Source organism: Catellatospora chokoriensis (genome assembly GCF_011297315.1).
Lineage (GTDB): Bacteria > Actinomycetota > Actinomycetes > Mycobacteriales > Micromonosporaceae > Catellatospora > Catellatospora citrea.
The window spans coordinates 15,119-39,129 of the sequence record NZ_JAAOTI010000019.1; the positions used below are offsets into that span (position 1 = coordinate 15,119).

General features: G+C 66.9%; 10 protein-coding genes. 4 read left to right on the forward strand and 6 right to left on the reverse strand.

Annotation, left to right across the window (positions count from 1 at the left end):
• Window positions 1-4: 4 nt before the first annotated feature.
• The 6 genes from HAV39_RS26245 to HAV39_RS26270 are packed head-to-tail and all read right to left on the reverse strand — an operon-like array spanning window position 5 to window position 19,197.
• Window positions 5-2,158 carry a UvrD-helicase domain-containing protein gene (locus HAV39_RS26245; RefSeq protein WP_191841828.1) on the reverse strand — a complete coding sequence of 718 codons (2,154 nt, stop codon included), beginning with the start codon at window positions 2,156-2,158 and terminating at the stop codon, window positions 5-7.
• A complete protein-coding gene (locus tag HAV39_RS26250; RefSeq protein ID WP_191841829.1) occupies window positions 2,155-8,559 on the reverse strand; it encodes a DEAD/DEAH box helicase in 6,405 nt (2,134 codons plus the stop codon). Before HAV39_RS26250 ends, HAV39_RS26245 begins: the two co-directional genes overlap by 4 nt.
• Entirely contained in the window at window positions 8,556-13,460 is a 4,905-nt protein-coding gene (locus tag HAV39_RS26255; RefSeq protein ID WP_191841830.1) for a class I SAM-dependent DNA methyltransferase, read from the reverse strand. Before HAV39_RS26255 ends, HAV39_RS26250 begins: the two co-directional genes overlap by 4 nt.
• Window positions 13,457-16,270: a helicase-related protein gene (locus HAV39_RS26260; protein WP_191841831.1), complete on the reverse strand. Its 2,814-nt coding sequence runs from the start codon at window positions 16,268-16,270 to the stop codon at window positions 13,457-13,459. Before HAV39_RS26260 ends, HAV39_RS26255 begins: the two co-directional genes overlap by 4 nt.
• A 16-nt stretch (window positions 16,271-16,286) precedes the next feature.
• Window positions 16,287-17,396, reverse strand: a complete 1,110-nt coding sequence (locus HAV39_RS26265; protein WP_239120748.1) for a serine/threonine-protein kinase — start codon at window positions 17,394-17,396, stop codon at window positions 16,287-16,289.
• A 31-nt stretch (window positions 17,397-17,427) separates the two neighbouring features.
• Window positions 17,428-19,197, reverse strand: coding sequence for an N-6 DNA methylase (locus HAV39_RS26270; RefSeq protein ID WP_191841832.1), 1,770 nt, complete (start codon window positions 19,195-19,197; stop codon window positions 17,428-17,430).
• 143 nt (window positions 19,198-19,340) lie between these two features.
• Between HAV39_RS26270 and HAV39_RS26275 the strand changes: the two genes are divergently transcribed.
• The 4 genes from HAV39_RS26275 (at window position 19,341) to HAV39_RS26290 (ending at window position 23,626) form a co-directional block, all read left to right on the forward strand.
• A complete protein-coding gene (locus HAV39_RS26275) occupies window positions 19,341-19,772 on the forward strand; it encodes an Rv1352/Rv1906c domain-containing protein (RefSeq protein ID WP_191841833.1) in 432 nt (143 codons plus the stop codon).
• 64 nt (window positions 19,773-19,836) lie between these two features.
• A complete protein-coding gene (locus HAV39_RS26280) occupies window positions 19,837-20,400 on the forward strand; it encodes a DUF4352 domain-containing protein (RefSeq protein ID WP_191841834.1) in 564 nt (187 codons plus the stop codon).
• A 375-nt stretch (window positions 20,401-20,775) separates the two neighbouring features.
• Complete coding sequence (locus HAV39_RS26285) at window positions 20,776-23,175, forward strand: hypothetical protein (RefSeq protein WP_191841835.1); 2,400 nt, start codon at window positions 20,776-20,778, stop codon at window positions 23,173-23,175.
• 1 nt (window position 23,176) lies between these two features.
• Window positions 23,177-23,626 (forward strand): hypothetical protein, encoded by a 450-nt coding sequence (locus tag HAV39_RS26290; RefSeq protein ID WP_191841836.1) that lies wholly within the window; start codon window positions 23,177-23,179, stop codon window positions 23,624-23,626.
• Window positions 23,627-24,011: the final 385 nt, after the last annotated feature.

Below are 24,011 nucleotides of genomic sequence, written 5' to 3' on the forward strand. Positions count from 1 at the left end.
CGGGTCAGACTGCCTGCTGCTGTACCAGGTGGTGGGTGAGGAACGGGCTGGGCGTGCCGTGCCAGAACACGGCGAGCTCGTCGCGCGCCCTGGTCGCTGCGACGAACAGCAGCGAACGGTCGCGCTGACGTTCGCGTTGGTAACGCTTCGGCTCAGTGTCACGCCACTGCCCGATCATCTGGCGTGGCACGAGGCCGTCGCTGACACCGGCGATGATCATGCGCTGGTACTCGAGTCCTTTGAACCGATGCATGGTGCCGATGTGCACGCCCTCGCCGCCCTTGGGGCCGTCGGGTCCGATCTCCACGACCGCTACGCCGTCAGCCTGCAGCCGCGCCGTCACCTCTGCGACGAGCTCCCGGGTCGGCACGCAGATCGCCACTGAGCCGTCGACCGGGTTGCCCCAGGCCTGCAGCTGGTCGGCGATGTTGTTCTTCTCCTGCGCCCAGGTGCTGGCGGCGTGGAACGTCGGCCTGCCGCCGCGCAGCAGTGACCGGTAGCCGGCCAGGTTGTCTTCGCCTCCGTCGAGGTCGTCGTAGACCTCACCGGTCATCATCTCCAGTGCCGCGGCGAGAATCTGCCGGGTGGTGCGGTAGCTGAGCGTCAGCCGCGCCGAGCGCCCTCGGATGTTGATGCCGAGGCTCGACAGGGTCACGTGGTTGTCGTAGATGCGCTGGTGGGTGTCGCCGACGAGGAACATGTCGTCGCTGCCGACGGGGACCATGGCACGCAGCATCTTCCAGTGCGCGGCGCTGAGGTCCTGCGCCTCGTCGACGACGACGTGGCGGTATCGGTGACGCAGCGAACCCCCCGGGCCGACCTCGTCGATGCGTGCAGCCCGGTCGATCTCCAACCGAGCTGCCTCGGCGGCGACCTGACGCCAGGTCCAGATGCCCTGGTTGTCGAGCCAGGTGGCGAACCGCTCGGTCAGACGCCAGATCTCGTCGCGTTCTTCCCGGCTGACAGGGCGGCCTCGTGCCGGGCGGCGGGCCTTGAAGTACTCGGACCGGGAGTTGAGGACCTGTCCGAGGATGACCTGGGTCCACTCGGCGGTCAAGAATTCGGCGTCCCAGCCGGTCTCGCCGATCTCGGCCAGGAAGGCCCGCCACTGGTCGGCCACGCGGGTATCGTCGACAACCCGCTTGCCCACGCCCGTCTTGCTCTCGGCGACGATCCGGCTGGCGAGCTTGTCGATGTTGATGATCTCTACCCGCGCCAGCAGCTCCTGCCCGCCCAGCGCGATCAGCCGTGTACGCAGGTCGGCAGCGAGGTTGCGGTTGAACGTGGTGAGCAGGATGGGCTTGTCGGCGCCCGCCTCGAGCTCCGCGGCGAGGTGGGCGACACGGTGCAGGGCGACGATGGTCTTGCCGGTGCCAGGCCCACCGCCGACTCGGGTAGCCCCGGACGTCGTCTTCTCCACGAGTTTGCGCTGCGTGGGATGCAGGAAGATTTGCCAGCGCTCGAATGACTCGCCAAGCATCGCCTGCAGCGCCTCGTCGTCGGAGGTCACCTGCGTGGCAGGACGAGCGACCGCGGCAACCAGGTCGTCGGGGTCGACCAGATCGTCGGAGCGGACCGGGTCGGTGACTTGCTCGCGGACCTGCTCGTAGGTCATTCCGTCGTTGAGGGCGAACAGTACGTCGGCGGTAAGCTGCGGTGCGATTTCGAGCAGCGCCAGCAGCTCCTCCTCGTTGCTCACCTTCCTGACGTGTTCCAGCAGCGGCTCGGCGACGCCGAGCTCCAGCAGCTGCGCGTCGGAGAACTTCGCGAACAGTGGCGCCGACTCGGCCGGCAACAGCCGGCCGATGATGCTGTCCCCCACCGGCTCTAGGTCGATGACCTCGATACCACCCGTGACGCGGTTGACCTTGTACGTGTAGCGGTCGAGATCGTCGTAGACCTCTTTGCGGTGCTTGACGTCGATCAGGAGGTAATCCTGGGCGGCGATATGCAGCAGGATCGCCCGCAGCTCGGCGTTCACCCGCGCCGACCACAGTTTCGCATCGCCTTTGAGCTGCTTGAGGTGCAGGCCCGGGTTGGCGGGGTTGTGGCGGAACTTGTGCTGGAACTCGTAGACCGCCCCCTTGTCGGTGCGCGACAACTTCATGATCTCTTTGTCGGCGCTGACCAAAGTCCGCAGCGTGGCACCCGTGCTCATCGGTCCTCCCCCTGTGCCGCGATCAGGGCGGCGAGTTCGTCTGTCGTCCATTGCTTGGCGGTGCGGACCTGCCAGCCTGCTGCCGCGTACGCCTTGTCCCGATCGACGACTTCGGGGTCGTCGTGCGAGCCGGCCAGCACCACGGCAATCCGGTGGTCGGGCCAGGCCAGTTCGGCGGGCCACATCTGGTCACCGAGTTCATAGCCGACGGTCGGCGCGGGCAGTTCGCGTTGCAGGAGATCGCGGACCAGCAGTTCCAGCCCGGACTCGTCACGGTCGAAGTAGGTCAGCACCCGCTGCCAGGCAGCGTCGCCCGTGGTCGCCGGTGCCGGTTGCGCGGTCGGCGCCTGCGTCGACCGCTCCAGCCAGGCCGCCGATTGATCATCGAGCGGCAGGACCCGGTTGACGGCGACCAAACCGGTGCCCTCCGTCACCGCGAGCTGGGCCGGGTCGAACCCGTCCAGCGTGGTGAGGGCCAACTGGCCCGCGTCCCCGCCGCCGGCAGTCAGGAACTGGATGATGTTCGCCCAGTACAGCCAGTCCTTCCAGCGGCCCTCGTGAGTACCGTCGGAGGCGATGGTCTCAGCGCGGTCGTCGACGACCGCGAACGCGGACCAGACCGGCGCGCTACCGCGTGCATCCATCAGGACGGTCAGTGGGCATTTGCCGGTGCTGCCCGTGCCTCGGGCGAGGAGGATCTTGCCGGGTGCCGGCGCGGGCAGGGTCACCCCCCGCAGAGATGCGAGCACCCGATCGCCGATGCCAGCCGAGTCTGCCTGTGTCGTCTCGCCGCCTTCGGCGACGAGGCCGATCACCGCCGCCTCCGCACGGGCCTGCCACTTGCCCAGGTCCGGGTCGGCGAGGTAAGCCATAAGCAGGTCGATCGGGTTGGTCCAGACGTATCGGATCAGGTCGTCGGGCGTGCTGTCAGGCACGGCCTGGCGGTACCTCTTCGTCGCCTCGAACTGCGCGTTCTTGCCATACGGCACGCGCACCACCGGCTTGTCGCTCCAGGTCTTCACGTCCGCCCAGGTAGCGGCAAAGACGACGAAGTCGTGGGCACGCAGCCGGGCACGCTTGTCGACGTCGTCCGCAAGCCGGTTGATCTCCTTGGAGGCGTGGTACTTGAAACCGTCGAGATACACGGCGACCTCGGGCGAGGGCGCGTCCAGGCGTTTGAAGTGCACGTCGGGGCGGGTGCCGTGGATGGTGTTCTGCAGTTTCATCTGCCAGTGGGCCACGTCGCCGCCGTCGGGCGTGGTGAACCACAGCTCGGCGAAACGGGCGCCATTGCGGTCCGTGCGCCGCTGCACTCGGGCACCGGGCCAGACCAGCAGCTTCTCCAGGAACTGGGCCTCCAGCTCGCTCTCCACCTGGTGGATCAGCGAGATCTCGTCAGTGCGCACGTCGCGCTCGACCTGCCAGCTGTCCAGGATCGGGCCCAGCATCGTCAGCGCGTCGACCCGGCTCACCAGCGGGAAGTCCGCGTTGGCGGTGAACCGCAGTAGGCAGCGGTGGCAGGCGGCCCTGCCCTCACCGGCGCAGACGCACTCCTGCAGCGCCTGGCAGGCCTGCTCCAGCACGCCCCGGAAGTTTTCCGCGTCGGCGAGCTGGTGCAAGTAGCCGGTGCCCTGCGGCTGTGTGTCGTAGACGACGACATAGCTGCGCGTACCGTCACTCTTCACATCCGGCATCTCCGCAGTAGTGATCCGCAGGTGCGCCGGGTCGCCGCCGTAGCGGCGGGCGATACCGAGCCGCACCGCGGCGGCGAACGACGCCAGGCGCTCCTTGATGTGCGCCGTGGTGGCGGGAATTAGGATGCGCAGCGCCTCGGTCTCCAACTCGTGCGCCAGGATCAGGTCGACGTGCGCCGCGCCGCTGGGTGAACGCCGGTGGGGGCACCACGGCTGGTGGTGCTCGGCACCCTGGATCGCCAGCGACCCGGACGCCTCCGCGACGACCTGCTGGCTCTCGGTCGCCCGGTTGTCGACCGAGGTCCCCCCGCACGAGGTGCAGGTATGGAACCTGTTGATGCGTACTTGCTGCCCGGCGAACAGGCTCTCGGTGATGTCGTAGCGCTGCGCGCCGAGGTTGAAGTGCCGGATCATGGCGCGACGCGTGTAGTCCACGCCGAATGTCTCGGTGCGATGCCGCCACGACGCGTCGACGTGGGCGGGGTCGACATCGACGGCGACCGCGCCGGCGTAAAAGCGGATGTCGCGGTCGTCGTTGTCGTCGCGGATACGGGCGTCGTCACGGCGATCCCGTGACATGACCTTGGTCGGCACCACGACCTGGAACAACTGACCGTGGTCGGCGATGGTCGGGTCACCGCAGCGCGGGCATGGCGAGGTGTCGGTCTCCGCGAGGAGGTCACGGACGTAGCCGCACTGCGCGCAGACGCGCCATTGCTTTATCCGACTGCGGTTGCCCGTGCCCAGGTCCAGCCCGCATACCTCATGTTTGTAGCCGCGCACGTAGTAGGAGTTGCCCGGCGCGATCTCGACCAGCGCCTGGCGCGAGGGCCGGTCATACTCGCGCAGCTCGCTGTGGAACACCTTGCCCCGGGGGTCGTCGGGGGTCGGCTCAGCCCAGGTGAGCGTGGCCTCCAGCGAGGTGCGGGTGTCCACCAGCGCATAGTTCGGCAGCATGCCCAACTCGACCAGCGTGCCGTGGGCAGGCGCCCGGCCGAGCTCGGCCTTGCGCCTGCGCACCGCCCACGCCTCGCCGCGCAGCATCTTGACCTCGCGGGCATGGTCGGGGTCGCTCGGGGTGAGCGCGGCCGCCGCGGCGTCGATCGCGGCAAGCCGGCCGATCAGGTCGGCATTGCGCTCGTCCCAGGCCTGCGCGACCTCCTTGACCCTCGCCGGCAGACCGCTGTCGGCGAACTCGCGCAGCTGCGCCACGGCTTGCTCGGACAACTTGTCACCGAACAGCCCCAGGAAGCCCTCGACAAGCACGGAGTGCTGCTGCTGGGCCGCGTACGCCAGACTGTTGAGCCACCCGGTCGGGCCGAACAGCACGTCCGCACGGCGCGGCAGCGGGAGCACCCCGGCCAGCCGTCGCCGCGCCGCGATGTCGATCAGGTGCGCGACGTACTGCCGACGCAGGATCTCCACCGCCGACAGGAAACAGCCCGGCGGTACGATCTGTCCGTTGATCATGTCGCGGGGCTCGGTGAGGTAGTAGCGGTCCCGCTCGGACCGCCCCACCAGCGTCAGCACCAGCGCATTGCCGCTCTTACGGCCGGCCCGCCCGGCCCGCTGCACATAGTTGGCCGGACCCGCCGGCAGCGACGCGAGCACGACCGCCGACAGCGCACCGATGTCGATACCCATCTCCAGCGTCGGAGTACACGACAGCACGTTCGGGTCGGTATAGCGGGCACCATCGCGGAACTGCTTCTCCACCGTCTCCCGCTGAGCCCGGGTCAGCATGCCGGTGTGCTCACCGGTGACCACACGGAACACGTCCCTGGTCAGGTAGAGCCGCCGGTAGTAGTCGTCGGCCGCGGTGTCGTCGACCGCGGGGCGCAGCTGACCGGAGCAGCGGTACTGCCGGCACGGCTGGTCCACCCAGCCGGCCACCCGGTCGGGGTGCTCGGTCTGCTGCCAGGCACACGTGTCACAGGCGATCCCGGCGAGTGCGGCCTGCGCATCGTCGAGTAGCGTCACCTGGATATGGCCGGGCAGCAGCCCGAACACCCGGTTGCCGTCTTCGGTGTCCCGCGACGCAACGATACCCGCCGCGGCGAGCGCGGACAGCAGCCGGCTCAGGTAGGCGATCGCCTCGGCCTGCGGCAAGCCCAGGCAGCGCGACGTCCAGTCCTGATACCAGTTGCCCTTGGCGGTCAGCACGTCAAACTCCGACTTCGACTTCGGCCCCGCCAGCAGGAACGCGGGCGCGGACAGGCCGCGCGGGAAGGCGGGCAGGCCGGGCGGGCGACCGCCCCAGACCTGCCAGCGCGCGCCGCCGCGCTTGAGATACGCGTCCAGCCACTCGTGGTAGATCGCACCGCGCACCCGCAGCCGCTCAAGCAGACCCCGCAGGAACGCCAGGTAGCGAGCATCGTCGACCGGCTCGACCGCGATAGCCTGCTGTCCGGTCTGCGCGACGCCGCGGCAGATGCCGACCGCCTGCGCCGGGTCGTCGAGCAGCACCTCGACGGCAACCGCACGCGTGAGTTCCAGGGTGCGGCCCTGCCGGGCACGCAGCCCCGATTCCATGATCGTCGCGAACGCCAACCGCTCGGCAATCAGCGTCCATGTCTTCGGGTCACCGAGATACTCGCCCGCCAGCAGGCTGTCCACGCCCGGCTGGTCGTGCAGGTCCGGCGGCACCACCGTGGACAGGATCTCCGGCCGGGCCGCAGCTTCGATCATGGCCACGGTCAGCTCGTCCAGCCCCACCGGCACACCCTCGGTAAGCCGGCTGGCCAGCAGTGACCGCAGCGAGAACGCGTACGACCGGTTCGAGACGAAACCGGCCCGGTGGGCGGCGTCCTGCACCGAGTCGTTGAACAGCAACGTCCTGCGCTGATCGTCAGTTAGCTCACCGCCAGTGAAGAGCTGCGTGATAGACACCGAGGCCAGCGTGGCCAGACCCGCACCGAGGTAGCGGATGCCCTGGTCCATGTCGCAGGCCGGGCACTTGTCCTTGTCCGCGCCCTCGATGCGGTCGGGCTCGCCGAGCACCACCACCAGTTCCTCATCGGCGGTGTCGGCGAGGACGATGTCCTTGACGGGGTCGAAGGGGCGGTAGCGGCGACCGCCCTCCAGCACGTAAAGGCCACGCCCGCGACCACGGATCTCGTCAGGGGTGGCGGCGATGAAGGCGCGCAGGCGCTTCTTGTCCCTGCCGACACTCGCCCGGTAGATCCGGTCGGGTTCGATGTCGAACTCCAGCGGATCCTTTGGCCGGGGTAGGGCCATCCAGCCCGAACGGCCGCAGTGCCGACAGTAGATAGCGGGCAGCAGAGTCTGCCGCTTGTCCGCCACGACCAGGTCGATCGCACGCGCGTCCGGCTCCGGGTCGCGCTGCGGTTCGCCGTACCAGCCGAAGGTCGCGACCGGGCCCACGCCGCGCAGCAACCGGGACACGGCGCGTGCCCACAGGTGCACCTCGATGTTGAGCAGTGGCAGCTTCGGCTGGTCCGGGTTACGCGCCATCGAAAGCAGGCCGACGAAGCGCACCAGGGCCTTGGCGGTCACATCGGGGCGGGAGCTGAGCGCACCCCAGCCGATCATGCCTTTGCGTGGCAGCACGTCGATGATCTCGCCGAAGGTGCGCGGCGCCGAGCCCAGCGACTCCAGGAGCGCTTTCGTCAGCGGGTGCTTGCGCAGTTGCGCGCCCAGCGCCGCAGGATCGAGGTCGGTGCTGCCGGTCAGCAGCTCGGCGACCTGAGCCGTGAATGCTGGGTCCCGGTCGTCGAGGTTGGCCAGCTCGGCCGGCTCGGGCAGGGGCATGGTCCGGTCGACCTGCGCGAACTCCTCCGCGCCGTAGCGGTCCTCGCCGACCAGCGAGTCCTCACCGAACTCCAGCCCGAAGACCTCTCCCGCCACTGCTCGAATCTTGGTCGTGTCACCGCCCTCGCCCAGCGTCGCCGACGTCGCCACCGGGCAGATCGTCCCCAGCGGGCGTCCAGGCTTCGACACGCCCAGCGCCGCGGCCAGGCGCCGCAGCAGCATCGCCACGTCGGTGCCCTGCGCGCCGTCGTAGGTGTGGAACTCGTCTAGCACGACGTACGCGGGCTCGGCGCCCTCCCACAGCGGCAGGTCCTCGGCGCGCTGCAGCAGCAGGTCGAGCATCTTGTAGTTCGTGATCAGGATGTCCGGCGGGTTGCGGCGCATCTCCGACCGGCTCGTCATCACATGCGCATACTCCACCGCCGCCACATCACCGATGTAGAGACCGGCGGTGACGTCAGCTAGCTGCGGGTCTTCCAGCAGCTCGTTGATGCGGTTCGTCTGGTCGGTTGCCAGGGCGTTCATCGGGTACAGCAGGATCGCCTTCACCCCGCGCCGGCCCTCCGCCCGCCGGCGGCGGCAGTGGTCGAGCACCGGGATTAGGAAGGACTCCGTCTTACCCGAACCCGTGCCCGTAGTGACCAGCGTCGGCTCGGCCACCTTGCCCAGCGTCGACAGCCGGGAGAACGCCTTCGCTTGGTGCAGGTAGGGCGTGAACCCGCTGGGCGTCCACTCCAGGCCTGCACGCCACTCACCCTCCGCAGGGCGGAAGGGCGTGCGGATCCGCAGGTACGGGCCGCGGAAGAGACCCTGCTCCGGGTGGGAGAGGAAGCCTTCTAGACCGTCGCGTACGCCGGACTCGGCGAGTCCGAAGGTGGTGGTCAGGTACTGGGTCAAGCTTCTGCGCAGCGCGTCAGCCGCGATGGTTGGCCTCACTTCGGCCTCCAGCCGGCATCGACCGCATCCTGCAGCCGCTTGCTGAACACCGCGTGCGCCTGTCGGTACTCGGCCTCCCGGTCAGCCTTGTAGAACGGTGAAGCGTAGCTCTCGGGTACCAGGTGACCAGCAGGCCCATCCTTCTCGAGCGCCTCATTGTAGGCCACGAGCTGCTCGAAATGTTCCTTTGTTTGACCAATGCCATACGTGTGGTGGTCACCAGCAATCTTGCGGCCATTAGCGTCGAACCACGTATCAGATTCGTAATCCCATAGTACGGGAAAACGAGATTGATAAATTGTTATGAGCTGCTCAGCGGAGATACCGAGCCAGACTGCGACCAGTGCATCAAGCTCCACCAGGGCAGCGCGACGCTCGAGATCTGACCGCAACGGCGTCGCACCGTTCCATGGTTGCGTTACGTCATTCAACCGAGAACATTGTGGCCACGCAACGACCCAACCGTCATCGGCAACCCATGACTGCTCAAATAGTTCTTCCCAGAGCGGTGCATATGCCTTAGTTAGGCAGTTCAAACGGAGCGTCCGCAAGAGTAGCGGATCCGCCAACGGATGATCAACCGCAGGGGACGGCATGACTCGAGCATCCCGGACGTCGAGATGGCGACGACCGGTAGCCCTCAACAAATAGTCGATCGGCAGCGATGCCCAGAAGCCCGCGTGTAGGGCAGTGTCGCGATTCTTTGGTAGCGCCATGCTGCGTATCGCGTGTATATGAGCTGGTCCAGGCGGGATCAGCGCCGCAAATAGGCTGCGTTCATTACTTGGCGGGACCATCTCTCGCCAGGCCAACCGAAAATAATCCGTGTATGGTCGGTCACCCCAAATGTCCTGAGATGCGAAATACTGCTCTTTATCGCATGCGCGAGCATAGTTTGTTACAGGCATCGCGTCTACTGGTAAAGTCGTCAGATCCCAGGAGGACCAATCACGATTGGTCTTGCAGGGGTTGTTGGGCTGTTTACTATAAGGCGTAGCCCCAACGAAATGTGGTCCCTGCAATACAACTTCATACAAGGAACTCGAAGATCCGGTCGCCCATCGGATCAGACCCTGCTGTTTCGAATAAGTTTCATGATAGCCAGTGCTAAACCGCGGCTCCAGATCTCCGAGCCTACGCTCGATAAAAGCGAAAGCTGCTAGAGCCTCCTTCTCATCAGTCGTGATCGGATAAAGTAAGGGTGTTTCCAGCACTGGGCCTTCAGCGTCTCCAAATAGTCCTTGCCATTGGGCTAGCAGGGCGGAGTCTACGTGCACGAGACGGGAACGATGGGGTCGCACGTCCCACTCTCCCCGGACTTTTACACCAGGCACCTCCCCATCGCCACTGTGAGTTAGTGACTCCACGACCGTGGAGCCGTCAAATATCCAGCTCATGTGCTCAAAATCGACCTCACCGGGCCGACCGTATACATGGATACCGAACTGTGCGTTACGGTCGATATCAGCAAACGCCTCGCGCTTATTAATGAAGTGAGCATGGAACCGCAGGTAGCGATACGTCGCAGCCCGCAGAGGTCCTTCCTTCACTCCACCGAAATGGCTATCTGGATGTATGAGCCCCGCCGTACCGCTAACGCTCAAATGCCTCCAGACCTGGCACATCGCGACCCGATAAAGATCCGGTTGGGTTCCCACCAAGACGGGATACGTAACTGCGTTACCCAGATATGAGACTGAACCAACATTCTCCGTCATTTCTCGAAGAAAGTAGTTACGGGTAATTGTGGAAGACAGTAGCGCGGACTTTCGCTCTCTCCACTGCTCTACTGACGGCTTATCGGCAAGCCGAAACCACGGCTCACTTTCTGCCAGCACAGCGTCTTCCATCCAGCGAGGCCGAACCCAAGGCGGATTTCCCACCTGAAGGTCGAAGCCACCTTTAGGGGCCGCAAACGCTTGGGCAAACGTCAGCTCCCAGTGGAAAAAGCCCTTCTCATCAGCTATTTTTACAGCGACGTCCAGCCAAGGAAAGCGCTCGCCAAGACGAAAAGGCTCATCCATACCCATACCAAGGACGAGTAGCGCCTCATGGTCATCCAGCTCTGTCAACGTTTCGGCCTGGTCCAGCAGCGTCCCTGTTTCCAGGTCGCCGCGACCCACTAACGCTTCGACAAAACTGAGCCAGTCATCTAGATCACCCAATGGGGTTTGACGGGTTAGATGCTCGGTAACCGTAATCCTTTGCTTCCCGACCCTCTTGGGTAGCGCCAGCTGCTGCGGCGCATCCGCGCCGAACAGATCCTGCGTTACAAAGACCATCGACTCCTCGTACATATCGACGGTCCCTTCACGCACGACTTCAGGCGCTTTGACGCCATATGTATCGGCCGTGCCATCGAGCAAACTGGTTGCTTGCAGCGGCCAGAACCACAGCGCGCACCAAGCATCCATGAGTGTCTTCAGCCTCCAGTACGGCGTACCTGGGTCTTCGAGGTCTTTAAGGACCTTGTCCCGTGGCACGACGCCGGGCACGAGCGGAAGTTTCTCGGCTTGCCAGACAGGGATGTCGCGCCGGATCTCCTCCTCGGAGATTGTGAGCCGCCGCTGAACCAATCCCCACAGGTAGTCGATGCGGCAAGCAAGGGCCTGCAACCGCTTGACTTGCTTAGGACTCGGTTTTGTCTTCAGCCTGCTGCGCCATTTCTTCAGCGCCTCGGTCTCCGCCGGAGCAAGATCCCTCGCTTCCCTCTCCCCCGCTACCGCGCCCCAGCCATCCGCGGGAAGCAAGAAGTGGTGGATGCTGCCGTTCGGAATGGCGCCATCTCGAAATGGAGCATCAGTCGGTGCCTCAGTAAGCCACGACTTATCGGTGACCTGCTTGGCCGTGTACACCTGCCGCCGCCCGCCGATTAGCGAGTTGCCACGGCGCAGGTGCAGGCCGAACCAAGGCGCCTGCAGGCCGGGGTGCATGACGTTGAGCCACAGCGAGACCTCGGCGAGCTCGACCGCGGTGCGGTTGAGGTCGACGCCGTAACAGTTGTGCAGCGCGATATACGCCTTCACCCGCTGCAGTTCGAGGTGATATTGCTCCGGGTCGAGCGCGAACTCCAGCTCCTCCTGGCGGCGGCGCAGATACTCGCCGGCGACCTGGTTAATTGCCTCGTTAAGGAACGCACCGGAGCCCAGCGCCGGCTCACAGATGGTCCAGTCGAGCAGCTCGCGGGCCTTGGTCTTGGTCCCGGCCTGGTCGAGGCGGTACTTTAGTGCGAGCTGGACGGTGACCTCGGTCAGCGACTGCGGCGTGTAGTAGGAGGCGCTGGTCTGTCGGTCGCGCCCGGCGAGCCGGTACACGAACTGTCCGGCGTCGTAGCTGACCCGGCTGCGGATGCCCGTGATCGGGTGCTCTCGCGACACGAACACCAAATCGTCGTATTCGTCGGCTTTGGACGCTGGAATCATCCACGAGCCGTCCTTGGCGTCGCCGTTCCGGGCGACCTCGTACAGCGGCTCGGTGGCAACGAAGCCGGTGTACGACATCAGGCCCTCGTACACCGCGCCGAGCTGGTTAATGCCGAGTTGCGCGTACGAGATGAATCCGCCGCGCTTGCGCTTATCGCCCTTTGTGATCATCAGCAGGCGCAGCACCTGGTAGAGCGTCGAGTCGCGCAGCCGGGTGTCGATCTTCGGCGCGTCCGGGTCGTCGGGGTCATTGCCGGGCTCCGGGATCGCGCCCCGGCCGATCAGCTTGATCGCTTCGGGCAGGAACAGATTGGAGCGCATCGGCTCAAAGCGCAGGCCTTCGTTCTCGCTCTCCTCTGCTTTCGCACCGCCACGCTCCCGGTGGCCCTCGTTGACCATGGTGAAGAGCAGGTCGAGGGATTCGTAGAGGTGGAAGTTGCGCAGCGTCGCCGGGTCCAGGCGCCGGGCGACCAGGTCGCCGAGGCGGGCCAGGCTGTAACCGTCGAGGTATTCGGGGTCGGTGACGGGCAGGACGCCCAGTTCGGGCCGGGCCTCGGCATAGAGCAGGAACAAGATGCGGTAGAGGTAGCGCAGTGCCTCGCGGCCGAGCTCCTTGCCCAACTCGCCCAGGTCCATGACCTGGTCCGGCTGGTAGCCAGCCTCACGGATGCGGTCGAGCACCTCGTTAGCGATGAGCTCGACCGAGTGCCGCAGGCCCTCCCGCAGCTCCGACGACACCCCGACCGCGTGCTGACGCGAGCCGCTGACCAGGTCCGCGAGCGGTTCCGCGCCGCCTTCGGCGGGCGGCCGCAGCGAGTCCGCCCCGAACAGGGCCGCGAAGACGTCGAGTTCCATCTCCTTGTTGCGGCCGTACGCGAGGTCAAGGTTGACCCCGAGGTAGCGGCCCTCGCCCCAGACTGTGCGGTCGGCGAGCGTGATCACACCGCCGTTGAACAGCAGCACGTAGCGGGGCGGATTGTCGATGCCGAACAGCCACGACGCAAGCTTGGGACCAGAGGCGATCGTCTCGCTGCCGTCGAGGATCAGCGGGTCGAGCAGCCGCCCAGCGTCGTCGAGGTCGTGCGCGGCGTCGGTGTCGGCGGCCCAGCCGCAGTCCAGCGCGATGATGCCGTGCGCGGTGCCGACCTCGGCGTGCGCGACCGCGATCTGGTACTCGTTGCCGTTGCGCTCCACCGTCAGGGTGCGCCGCGCCGGCTCGTAGCCCAGCGCCCGCAGCAGCTCCTCGTGGTGCTTGCGCAGCAGCTCCGGGTCGACCACGGCCTCGTCGGCGATCTCGGCCTTGCGGTTGAAGTAGTCGGCGCGGTAGCCGCGCACCCCGGCACGCGGCGTGACCCGCCCGGCCTTCTGCTCCTCGGTCCACCGCTTGAGCAGGCCACGCTTGAGGGTGTCGGGCAGCACCTCGGCGAGGTAATGCGCCGACAGGTATTCGCCGCGGTTGGTGATGGCGTCGAAGCTCATGCTGCGCGCTCCTGGGAGTTGCGGTCAAGGACTGCGATGAGCCGCAGCAGCGGCTCGCCGTCGGTGGCCAGACGGTTGGCGCGATCCTGCTCTTCGTCGACGGTCTGGTTAATGCGTTCCACCTGCTTAGTCCGGATCGGCGCGGGCAGGCTGTCAAAGAGGGTCGCCTGGCCAGCGAAGCGGTCCAGACGTTCACGCGTCGCCTGCAGCTGCTCGGCGATGAGCGCGTCCCACGCGGCGCGACGGTCGGCGAGATGCGCGCGCGCGGCTCTGATCGCCTCGGGCACGAGCGCCTGCAGCTTGTCCAGCGGGCGATCCTGCGCAGGGTTGACCATCGCCGGGCCGACCTTCGCGGCGGCCAGCGCCTGCTCCATCGGCGCGACGGCCGGGTCGCCGGGCAGGCCGGTCACGGCCATCCACTCGACCACGGTCGGCTGCCCGAGCTTGTTGCACCAGATGCCCTGCACCAGGAATACCGGCTCGTCCACGGCGGCGACCAGCACCGGGGCCTCCTGCCGGCCCAGCCGCATGAGCACCTTGTCCACCAGCCAGTCGACGATCGGGTGCACGTCGCTTACGAAGCCGATCTCCGGCCAGCCGGTTTGCGTGTGCTTGCGCGCCTCGTCGAGCTTGCGGGCGGCGAGTTCGCGGTCGAAGGTGAGGGCGAGGCTGATGCTGTCGCCCTGCCGCCGCTCCGCCAGGTAGCTGCGAGGCAGGTCGGACAGACGGTGCAGCAGGTCGTCGGGGGCGTTGAGCGACAACAGGCCGTCCTCGCGGCGCAGCTCGATGACGTCCTCGGCCCGGCCTTCGTAGATCTCGTCGAGCGCGGCGTTGACGAACGCGCCGGTGGAGTCGAACAGCTTCGGCAGCACCGCCCGTGCGGGCACCGAGTTGACGGGCTTGTCGCCGACCGCACCGAACAGAGCCATCATCTCGTCCATCGGCGAAACCGCCGCGTATGACTGCTCGACCGACTTGTTCTCCAAGAACAAGTCCTTGACCAGCCGGTCCTCCTCGGCCTTTGGGTCGTGCACGCCGGTCGAAGCCGTCACACTGCCCAGGCTGCGGTGCGCCTGCTCCTCCTTCTCGAGCAGCTTCTCGGCCACCGTGCGGTCGTCCTTGGCGTCGGGCGTCTGCGAGGTGAGGATCAACGCCCGGAACTGCGGCGGGTGTTCCTGGCCGTACCGGTCGACGCGGCCGTTGCGCTGCTCGATGCGGATGAGGCTCCACGGGATGTCGTAGTGGATCAGGTGATGGCATTCACGGTGCAGGTTCACACCCTCGGAGGCGATGTCGCCGGTGACCAGCAGCCGCACCGGACTGCCAGCGAGCTCGAACTCCTCCACGATGCTCTGCTGCTCTGTGTCTGAGAGCCCGCCGTGCATCACACGCACCGCGTCGGGCTTCAACCCGAGCAGCCCGGGCATGACCTTCTCCAGCCACTTGAGGGTCGGCACACGCTCGGAAAAGACAACCGCGCGGGTCCTGCTTCCGGCGGCGATGCCGATCTCGCGCAGCTGCGCGACGAGTGCGGTGAGCTTCGCCGAATCCCGATCGGTCATCGACCCGGCGAGGTCCGCCAACCGCCGCAGGGCCTGCTGCTCCGTGGGATCGCTCGCGTCCTTCAGCCGGGCGGCGACGGTCGCAGCCAGCGCCAGATGTGAGGAGAGGAAGGACTTGAGCAGGGTGTACGGGAACAGCCGGTCCTGCCCGCGGGTGGGCTCCTCGCGCCACTTGCCCGCCAGCCACGTCTGCGCCAGCTCGGCGAAGATCTGCTCCTCGATCGGGCCCGCCGCGCAGTGCACGGTCACGGTCGGCCCGCGGTCCGCCCACAGCCCCCGGGTGTGATCGCGCACCTCTGGGCTGTTCTTCGTACGCCGCAGGTAGAGGTGGCTGATGTCCTCCGCGCTGTAGTCCTTGACGTCGGCGATCGCGGCCGGGTCGAGCAGCCGGATCAGCTCAGCGAAGGACTCTCGCTCACCGTTGTGCGGGGTGGCGCTGGCCAGCAGCAGGGCATCGCTGCGCCGGGCGAGCCGGCGGGCCAGCTCGTTACGCTTGCTACCCCGGTTGATCAGGTTGTGCGATTCGTCGATGACGACGGCGTCCCAGTCGGTGTTGTCGAGGTGGTGACCGAACTGCCCGGCGTCCTTGAGCGTGTCCACCGAGATGATGACCCGCTTGAAATAGAGGAACGGGTTGCGTCCGGCCGGGATCTCCTGCTGGATCCGCTGGATGCCGGTCGAGTCCAGCCGCACCAGCGGAATCGCGAACCGCGTCCACATCTCCCGCTGGAACTGCTCCAGCACCTGCTGCGGCGTGACCACGAGGATGCGCTCGCCGCGGCCGCGGCGGATCAGTTCCGCCAGGGTCAGCCCGATCTCCAGCGTCTTGCCCAGGCCCACGACGTCGGCGAGCAGGATGCGCGGGCGCAGCCCCTGCAGCGCGAGTTCCGCGGGGCGCTGCTGGTAGACGTTCGCGTCGAGTAGGAAGCTGTCGGCCAGTGCGAGGCCGCGCTCCGACTGCGGCAGCGGCGTACGCCGCAGTACGGCCTCCAGGAACAGCCGGCCCCGCTGGAAACGCGACGACCTGTCCTGCACCAGCCGAGTCGCCTCGGGGTCCATCACCGTGATGTCACGGTCGAGTTCGCTGAAGAAGGTGGCCTCCATGTCGCGCACGAACTCCGACACGCCCACGGCCTTGATCATGTCGCCGTCGACGGTGCCACGCTTGACCGCACGCACCAGCCACTCCTCGTCGCGCACGAGGATCCGCGCGCCCGGCGCGTACGCGGCTGTCTGCTTGGTTTCCATTCGGCAGTACCTTCCTCTACAGCGTCGCGCGGCGGGCGTATTGCTTGCGCAACCGCTCCACCAGCCAGGTCAGATCGGCTTGCGGGGTCTCGGCCGGCTCGGTGTCCGGCGGAGACGGGTCGAACGCGGTCGGATCCACCGGCGGCTGGGGCGGCTGGCTGATCAGCTCGGTAGGGCCCAGCGACCAATCCTGGTCCACGACCGGGTCGTCGATGTCCTGGGGCGGGTGCGGCACCGCCGGCGGCGCTACGTACGTGCTCTGCGCCAGCTCGTGGCGTACCACCTCGAAGTCGACGCCGCCGCTGGTGGCGATGCCGGCCAGGTCGGTGAGCACCTCCTGCACTGTGGGCCGGGCCTGCTCGTCGAAGGCGAGCATCGCGCCGACGATCGTGTGCAACTCCTTGGGCAACCCAGCCAGATCCGGGTGGTCGTCCGGGTCGGTGATCCGCTTGGCGAGCAGCACCGGGTTCGATGACGGGTATGGGTTGTGCTTCGTCGCCGCGTACAGCAGCGTCGCACCCAGCGCGTAAACGTCGACGGCCGCCGTGAGTTCCTTCTCCCCCATCGCCTGCTCGGGAGCCATGTAGGCGGCCGTGCCCACGGCGAAGCCGGTCTGGGTCAGGTGGGAGTCACGTTCCTGCAGGACGGCCAGGCCGAGGTCGATGATGCACGGGCCGTCCTCGCCGAGCATGATGTTGGCCGGTTTCAGGTCGCGGTGCAGCAGTCCCGCGTCGTGGATGGTGGTCAGGCCCTCGGCCAGCATGGCGCCGAGCGCCGCCGCGGTCCGGGCGGGCAGCGGCCCGCGGTCCTCAACGTGCTGGCGGAGGGTGCGACCGGGCACGTACTGAACGGCGAGCCACGGCTGCTTCTCATTGATCTCCGAGCCCCGGTACTGCGCCACCCGGATGCCCTGCGCCAGCTTGAGGTTCTGCACCTCCGCCTCGAAGCGCTTGCGCACGTCGGCGTCACTGACCAGGTGCGGGAGGATGACCTTGACAGCGGCACGCTCCGCCAGCGGCGACTTGCCCAGGTACACCCGGCCCATGCCGCCGTTGCCCAGGCGCGCCAGCAGCTCATACCTCTTCTGGCCGATCCAGCGCGGATCGTCCGGCGTCAGCTCTTCCACCCGTGTCCTACCTCGCTGTACGACGAAATTCTTATAATTCGCTACCGAGCGTCCCGGACGCTAGACCCTCTGCGACCATTTGGGTGACCTCTTCGCCCGTTGACAACGCAAGACGTAGAAGGTCCTCAAACTCCCGAATCTTCCGGAACATGTCGCCGACTAACCGCTGCCGGTCCACCGGTAGGCGCGGCACCTGCGCCTTGCGCACGTCGACGCGGGGGATCGATCCCATCGACGTGATGCGTTTGAGGTTGGCCTCGACACCGATGAAGCCGGCCAGGAACCAGGGGTCGACCTGGCCACCTTCCGCCCTCACCAGGAAAGTCTGCGGCCCGAGCGGGCGGCCTTCGTCGGCACGGCCAGCAACACTGACGCGTGGTCGTGGGCCGATTGCCGGCACCAGCACATCACCGGCACGCAGCTGCAGGTCAACCTCGGTGTGGATGGAGACCAGGCCAGCCTTCGCCAGCTCGCCGACGCTTATCTCACCGGCGCGATGGGACTCTGCCGACGGCACGACCACGGGCACCGCCTCAGCCAAGCCGCCGAGCAGGTCGACCAGCTCTTCGCGGCGTTGCTTGACTGCCTCCGCGGACAGCATCGCTTGCCCGCTTACCACGTGCCTCGAAGGAGTCAGGTCGACGTCCTCGCTGCTGAGGCTCACCGCCTCGACGACCGCAGCGCGGCCGGCCAGGTCGCCCGACAGCGGGAGGCCCTTCTCGTAGGCCGCCACGGCCGCCCGGATCGTCTCGACAGCTTCTGCCCAGGTGCCGTCGGCGTCGACCATCAGCACGTCGCGGGTACGTGCGACATTATCGGGACGGCGCAGCAGCCACAGGTGCAGGCGCGTGTTGTACGGCGCAGTCACGCCTGACGGCAGTGCGATGACCGCACGCAGCGCGCCTCGGCGGAGAAGTTCGCGGCGGATGCGCCGGCCCGCGGCCCGTTCAGCAACGCCCGGTGGCAGCAACAGGATCGCCGCTCCACCGGGGCGCAGCCGGGCCAACGCGTGCTGCACCCAGGCGAGCTCGGCTTCGTTGCGCGGGGGCAGCGAGTACTCCCAGCGCAGGTCGGCGGCCAGTTCGTCGTAGCCCCAGCTTCCGCCGGTCGGCGGATCACTGATCACGACGTCGGCTTGAAGATCCGGGTAGGCGTCGTGCTGCAAGCTGCCCTGCCGCACCTCGACCCTGGCTGTAGCGAAATGCAGCCGCGCTTGAGCGATCGCGACGTTGTCGAGATCAGGGTCCTGCCCCGCCACCATGGCGGCACCGTCGGCAACCGCTGCCGCCAACAGGGCACCGCTGCGGCATGCGGGATCCAGAACCGCCTTCCCGGCTGGCGCAGCGAGCTCGGCTATCAGCCCTGCGACCTGCGGCGAGGTGGCAACCGAGCCTCTGCGGCCGCGCAGGTCCACGAACCTATCGACCAGCCCGGCGAGCGCCGCCTCACGTCCGATCTCGTCGGCGATCGCGAGCGCCGCTCTGTGTTCCTTGGCTGCGGTGCCGACGTCGCGCTGCGGGCCGAGCAGGGTGCGCACCAGCGGGGGTATTTCGCGATCGGGGTCAGTCGAGCTGTGCTGAAGGGCGGCCCACAGGCGTTCCACGCCGGACTGCACCGGCATCCGATCATTGGCGGTCAGCCACCGCTCGACCTCGACGAGCCGGAAGGTCGGGCTGGCTGTGGTGCCGCCGACGGCCTGCGGGAAGTCGGCGTATCGCTTGCGCCAGTTACTGACCGCTGCCCGACCGACCCCCGCCAGTCGCGCGATCTCGCCGGCGGTGACCTCTGCCGTGCTCTCCATCGGGCCTCCTAGTGGTGGCGTCAGGCTAACACCGCGTCAAGGACGTTGACAACACGACGTCGCGTGATTCGCTGTTGACATACTTCACAGTCATGTCTAACGTAGCGATCCGTCACACCTACGCATGTTGAAACGAGGTCACGATGGACGTCCGCACGAAGGTCGCCGTGGTCGCCGCCCCAATCGCCGTGGCCATAGGCATCGGCGGTTACCTGCTCGGCGATGCGGCCGGAAGCGCAGCGGGCCCGACCCCGGCCCCCATGGTCTCTACGGTCCGCGTGGCGATGCCGGGTCCCACCCAGGTCATCACCGTCACCGTCGCTCCACCACCGGCCCAGCCCGTCGTCACGATCGAGGACGGCACGTGGACCGTCGGTGTCGACATCAAGCCCGGTAAGTACCGCACCGTCACCACGGTCGACGACGGCTGTTACTGGAAGATCGCCAAGGCCGGCACCAACGGCGACAACATCATCGCCAACGACATCGTCAACGGCGGTCGCCCCACCGTGACGATCAAGGTCGGACAGGAGTTCACGTCCAACCGTTGCGGGACCTGGCAGAAGGTCGGGTAGACCCACCCGTCCACCGACAGCTCCACCACCCCATCAACCCGATCCAAGCTCGAAGGGTTCCACCATGCTTCGCAAGAACCTCCTGCTGACCCTGGCCGCCGCCGGTGCCGTCGTGACCATGCTCGCTTGCGGCGCGGGCTCCGGCGACACGTCATCCTCCGTCACCGGCGGCGACGCCAAGCCGGTCGAGTCGGCCGCCCCAGAGAAGACCACGGCCGTCGCGAAGATCGGCCAGACCGTCACGCTCAACAACGACGGCCTCGGCGAGAACGACATCGTCGAGATCACGGTCACCAACGCCAAGCAGCACACCAAGGAGCCCGGCTCGTTCGGCAGCAAGCCCGAGCGCGGGGTGTTCCTCGTCCTCGACGTGACCGTCGTGTGCAAGCAGGGCACCTATCACGCGAATCCGTACAACTTCAAGTTCGTGGCCAAGGACGGCACCGTGTCCGACGGAGCCTTCGCCACCTTCAAGCCCGAGCTGCACGCCACCGATCTGTCCGCCGGCCAGAAGGTCGCCGGGAAGATCGTGTTCGACGTCTCGAAGGCCGCGCTGACCGGGGGTCGTATCCAGGTCGACGGCATCGGCCTGGACTACGACAAGCCCGCCGCGTACTGGGCGCTGTAGCACCAGGACTGCAGCAGGGCGTTGCGGCGACCGGGATTCCTGCGGATCGCCGCAACCTCTCAACACACCTCGCCACAGAGCCGACTGCTGACATCCGGCACGGAAGATCGCCGACGCTGTCCACAGCCCACCCACCTCAGACCATCCCGCAACAAACGCGATGTCTATTCACCATGCCCAGGCAGGCTGCCATTTAGCACAATTGTGCTACTCGTTCGGGTGAGTCAGGGTACGAAACGGTTCGGGCCGACAAGACCGGCCGGGTTACGTTGTGCGGCTCGCTGCTGGGTCGCTCCACGGCACCCACCACCCATTCTCGGCACGAGGCAATGCGGCGACTGTCCACGGCCCACCCGACACACCGAAAGGATCGACGTGGACACGAAGCCCACGCCTCGCGATGTGCTGCTCACCTGGCAGGACATCGCCGACGCCGCGACAAGGCTCGACGCCGACATGCGCGAGCTGCTGCTCGAGATCGCCCAGGAGAAGGGCGTCACTTCCACCACTAGCGTCACCACCGCGGAGGGACCCTGGTACGTCAAGTCCGTCCGGGTGCGCGGACACATCGGCGTCGGCGAGCAGCCCGTCAGGCTGGACCTGTCCCCGACACCCGGCCTGACCGTCGTCACAGCTCGCAACGGAACTGGCAAGACCAGCGTCGCCGACGGGTTCCGGCACAACCTCAGCGGCGGCTCCCGACGCTCCTACCAGGTCCTGGCGGAGAACGTCCACTGCCACGACCGCGACATCGTCGTGACTGTCACCAACGGGAGCCGCGACGTCGAGATCGTGTGCGGTCCGGACGAGGCGGTGTCCTGGCGCGACTCCTCGGGCGCGCTCGCCACGCCGCCGGCCGAGTGGGTCGACGCCTTCGCCCGTTACATGCCGGTGCTGCTGTACCCCGAGATGTCGCAGGTCATTCAGGACCCCAGCAACCTGCACGCGTTCCTCAAGGACGCACTGGAACTCGGTACGCTCGAGGAGCTGCAGGCCAAGCTGAAGGTCATTCGCGAGACCGGCTCAGCCGCCAAGCGCGATGTCGATCACGCCCACGCGGCGGCGGTCAGCGGCGTGCGCCGCGTCGGCCATCCCGAGCTGGAGGCAATGCTCCGTGCCTGCGGAGCTGCCACCGATCATGAGACGGTGGAGCGCATCCGGGCCATGGCCTCGGGCCTGCCTGACACCTCGCCGCCGCCGTTGAGCCTTCCCGAACTCTGGGATGTCACCGAGGGCCGGCGGACCAGCGCCGCCTCCGCTCTCGATGCGGTCGCCACAGCACGCGGGGTCAACACGACCGGCGCCGCGTCCGTGCTCGACGCACTCGGCAAGCTGCTTACCCACGACAACCCCCTGCTCGCCCGCAACCGCGAACACGACGTATGCCCGCTCTGCCAGGCGGGCGGTCGCGGCTGGATGGAGATCGCCACAAGCACGCGCAACCAGCTCAGCGAAGCGACCAAGGCGCTCCGGTTGGCGGAATCCACGGCAGCGAAGGCGTTGACCGACACGACCGACTACGCTCCCCCAGCGCTGCCAGCCTCCCTGCGGGAGGCTCTGATGCAGCACCCCGATCCGACGTGCGCACTGCGGATCAAGCAGTGGGACCGGCTTACGACGGGAGCGAACAACCTGAGTCCGCACACTACGTCTCCTGAGACGTTGATCGCCTTCCTGGACGAATGTGCCGACCTGGCGGCGTGGTACGCGCCCATCCGCGAGCAGCTGTTCGCCCTGCGCGACGACGCGATCGCCGCGCAAGCGACCGTCAAGGCCCACATCGAGTCGTGGATCGACACCCTGGCGAAGGCCCGTCCCGCACTCGTCCGGCTGGCCGTGGCCGAGCGGCTCAACCGCAAGGTGGACACCTGGCTGCGTACCGCGCGCGAGGAGATCTTCGAGCCCATCGGCGATCAGGTTAAGCAGCTGTGGACGGTCCTCAACTCCGACGCCGATCTGAGGCTCACCGACATCGCGCTTACTGGTGGGACCCAGCGTCAGCGCAGTGTGGCGCTGGGGCTGGCCGACGGCGAAGTCGCTGTCCCCGCGGGCCGCAACAGCTCGGCCGTGCTGAGCACCGGCCAGCGCAACGCGCTGTCGCTCGCGACGTACCTGCCTCGGGCCACCCAACCGGAAAGCCCGTTCGGATTCCTCATCCTCGACGACCCCATCCACGCGTTCGACAGCTGGCGCGTGCGTTACCTTGCCGCACACCTGCTCGAACTCGCCAAGCGGTTCCAGGTCGTCGTGTTCACCCACGATGACCGGCTCTGGCGTGAGGTCCGGGCGCTCGGCGCCCGGCCCACCCACATCCGCATGGACCGACGTGGCGCCCAGCAGCCCCAGGTCCGGGTCGTCAATGTCACCAGCCCGGGCACCCAGCTGCTCGACGACCTACAGGGGATGCTCGGCGGCGAAGCGGACCGGCCGATCGGCACGCCAGAGGCCACCACGGCCATGACCCTGGCGATGTGCCGACAAGCCCTCGACACGGAAGTCGTGACTCAGATCGAGATCATCGGGCGACGGGTCCCGGTGCCCGAGGCGAAGGTCGTTGCAGACCTGCGGGAGAAGCGCAAGACCCGCGACCAGCTGGAACTGCTCAACGCCTACGCGCGGCGGGCAGGGCTCCAACCGGTGCAGATCCGGCAGTACGAGCGAACCATCCAGGCGCTCAACGGCGGCTCCCATGGCCGTGTTCCTCCCGGCGACCTGAAGCGGTGGGTGCGTGACACCCGCGAGATCATCCGCGCCGTCAACAAGATTGGCGGCTGACGTGGCCACTTTCCCTGACGTCAGCATCACCGATCTCGAAGCCGCCTATGCGGCCTGGCCAGGCATTTCCGACGCCAAAACCGCCCTGTGGGCGCTGATCCTGCGGGTGCGCATCGAGCGAGCTGCGGCGTGCCTGCCCGGATCTGTAATCGCCGCGCCTCCAGACATCTCCATGGTCGAGCGACGCTTGCACCTCAGCATCGGCGAACCCGGGCTCACGCCGACCGATCACGTCCGTAGGCTCGGCAGAGTCGCGGCGGCCGTCGGCGCCTACAGCGCCATCTGCGAATTGCTGCATGGGCGCAACCCAGACCCGACTCCACCGTTCCAAGACGTCGCCGCTTGGACCGTAGCTGTCGATGCGTTGGAGTCGGAGCTGAACATAGTCCGACCCGCAACAACTGCACATCCCCCAAAGGCACGGTCGGTGCCCACGGCTCCCGTGCCGTGAACCCAGACGCTGCGTGCTAGTACAGCAGTAGATCCGGGCGGTCATGATGGCCGACGATCACATCTATTTCAAGTGCGGTCATCGGATTCCTGCCCCCTCACGCTCTTGGTTGGTCTATAAAGGATCAATTCGATGGCCGTCTATCCTGTTACGCCCGAGTCCAAGACTCGACCGCTGCTACACCGCGTCCGTGGACGCATCCGAAGGGGAACCGTTCAAGGCCGGCTTCGTCTAAACCGCGCGCAGCACCATTTCGGCCCATCCGGGCGGTTGTCAACCTTCGCGCCGCACCCTAGAAACGACAAGACCAGCTCACATCAAGGACCAGAATCGCACCTTTAACCGGCGTGGAGGCGGAGCAGCAGGTGAGCACACTCCCGCATAC

Bases quoted from the DNA above. Each gene is read 5' to 3' on its own strand.
- HAV39_RS26245 (WP_191841828.1), bottom strand. From the start codon at position 2,158: ATGAGCACGGGTGCCACGCTGCGGACTTTGGTCAGCGCCGACAAAGAG.
- HAV39_RS26255 (WP_191841830.1), bottom strand. From the start codon at position 13,460: ATGAGCTTCGACGCCATCACCAACCGCGGCGAATACCTGTCGGCGCAT.
- HAV39_RS26260 (WP_191841831.1), bottom strand. From the start codon at position 16,270: ATGGAAACCAAGCAGACAGCCGCGTACGCGCCGGGCGCGCGGATCCTC.
- HAV39_RS26270 (WP_191841832.1), bottom strand. From the start codon at position 19,197: ATGGAGAGCACGGCAGAGGTCACCGCCGGCGAGATCGCGCGACTGGCG.
- HAV39_RS26275 (WP_191841833.1), top strand. From the start codon at position 19,341: ATGGACGTCCGCACGAAGGTCGCCGTGGTCGCCGCCCCAATCGCCGTG.
- HAV39_RS26280 (WP_191841834.1), top strand. From the start codon at position 19,837: ATGCTTCGCAAGAACCTCCTGCTGACCCTGGCCGCCGCCGGTGCCGTC.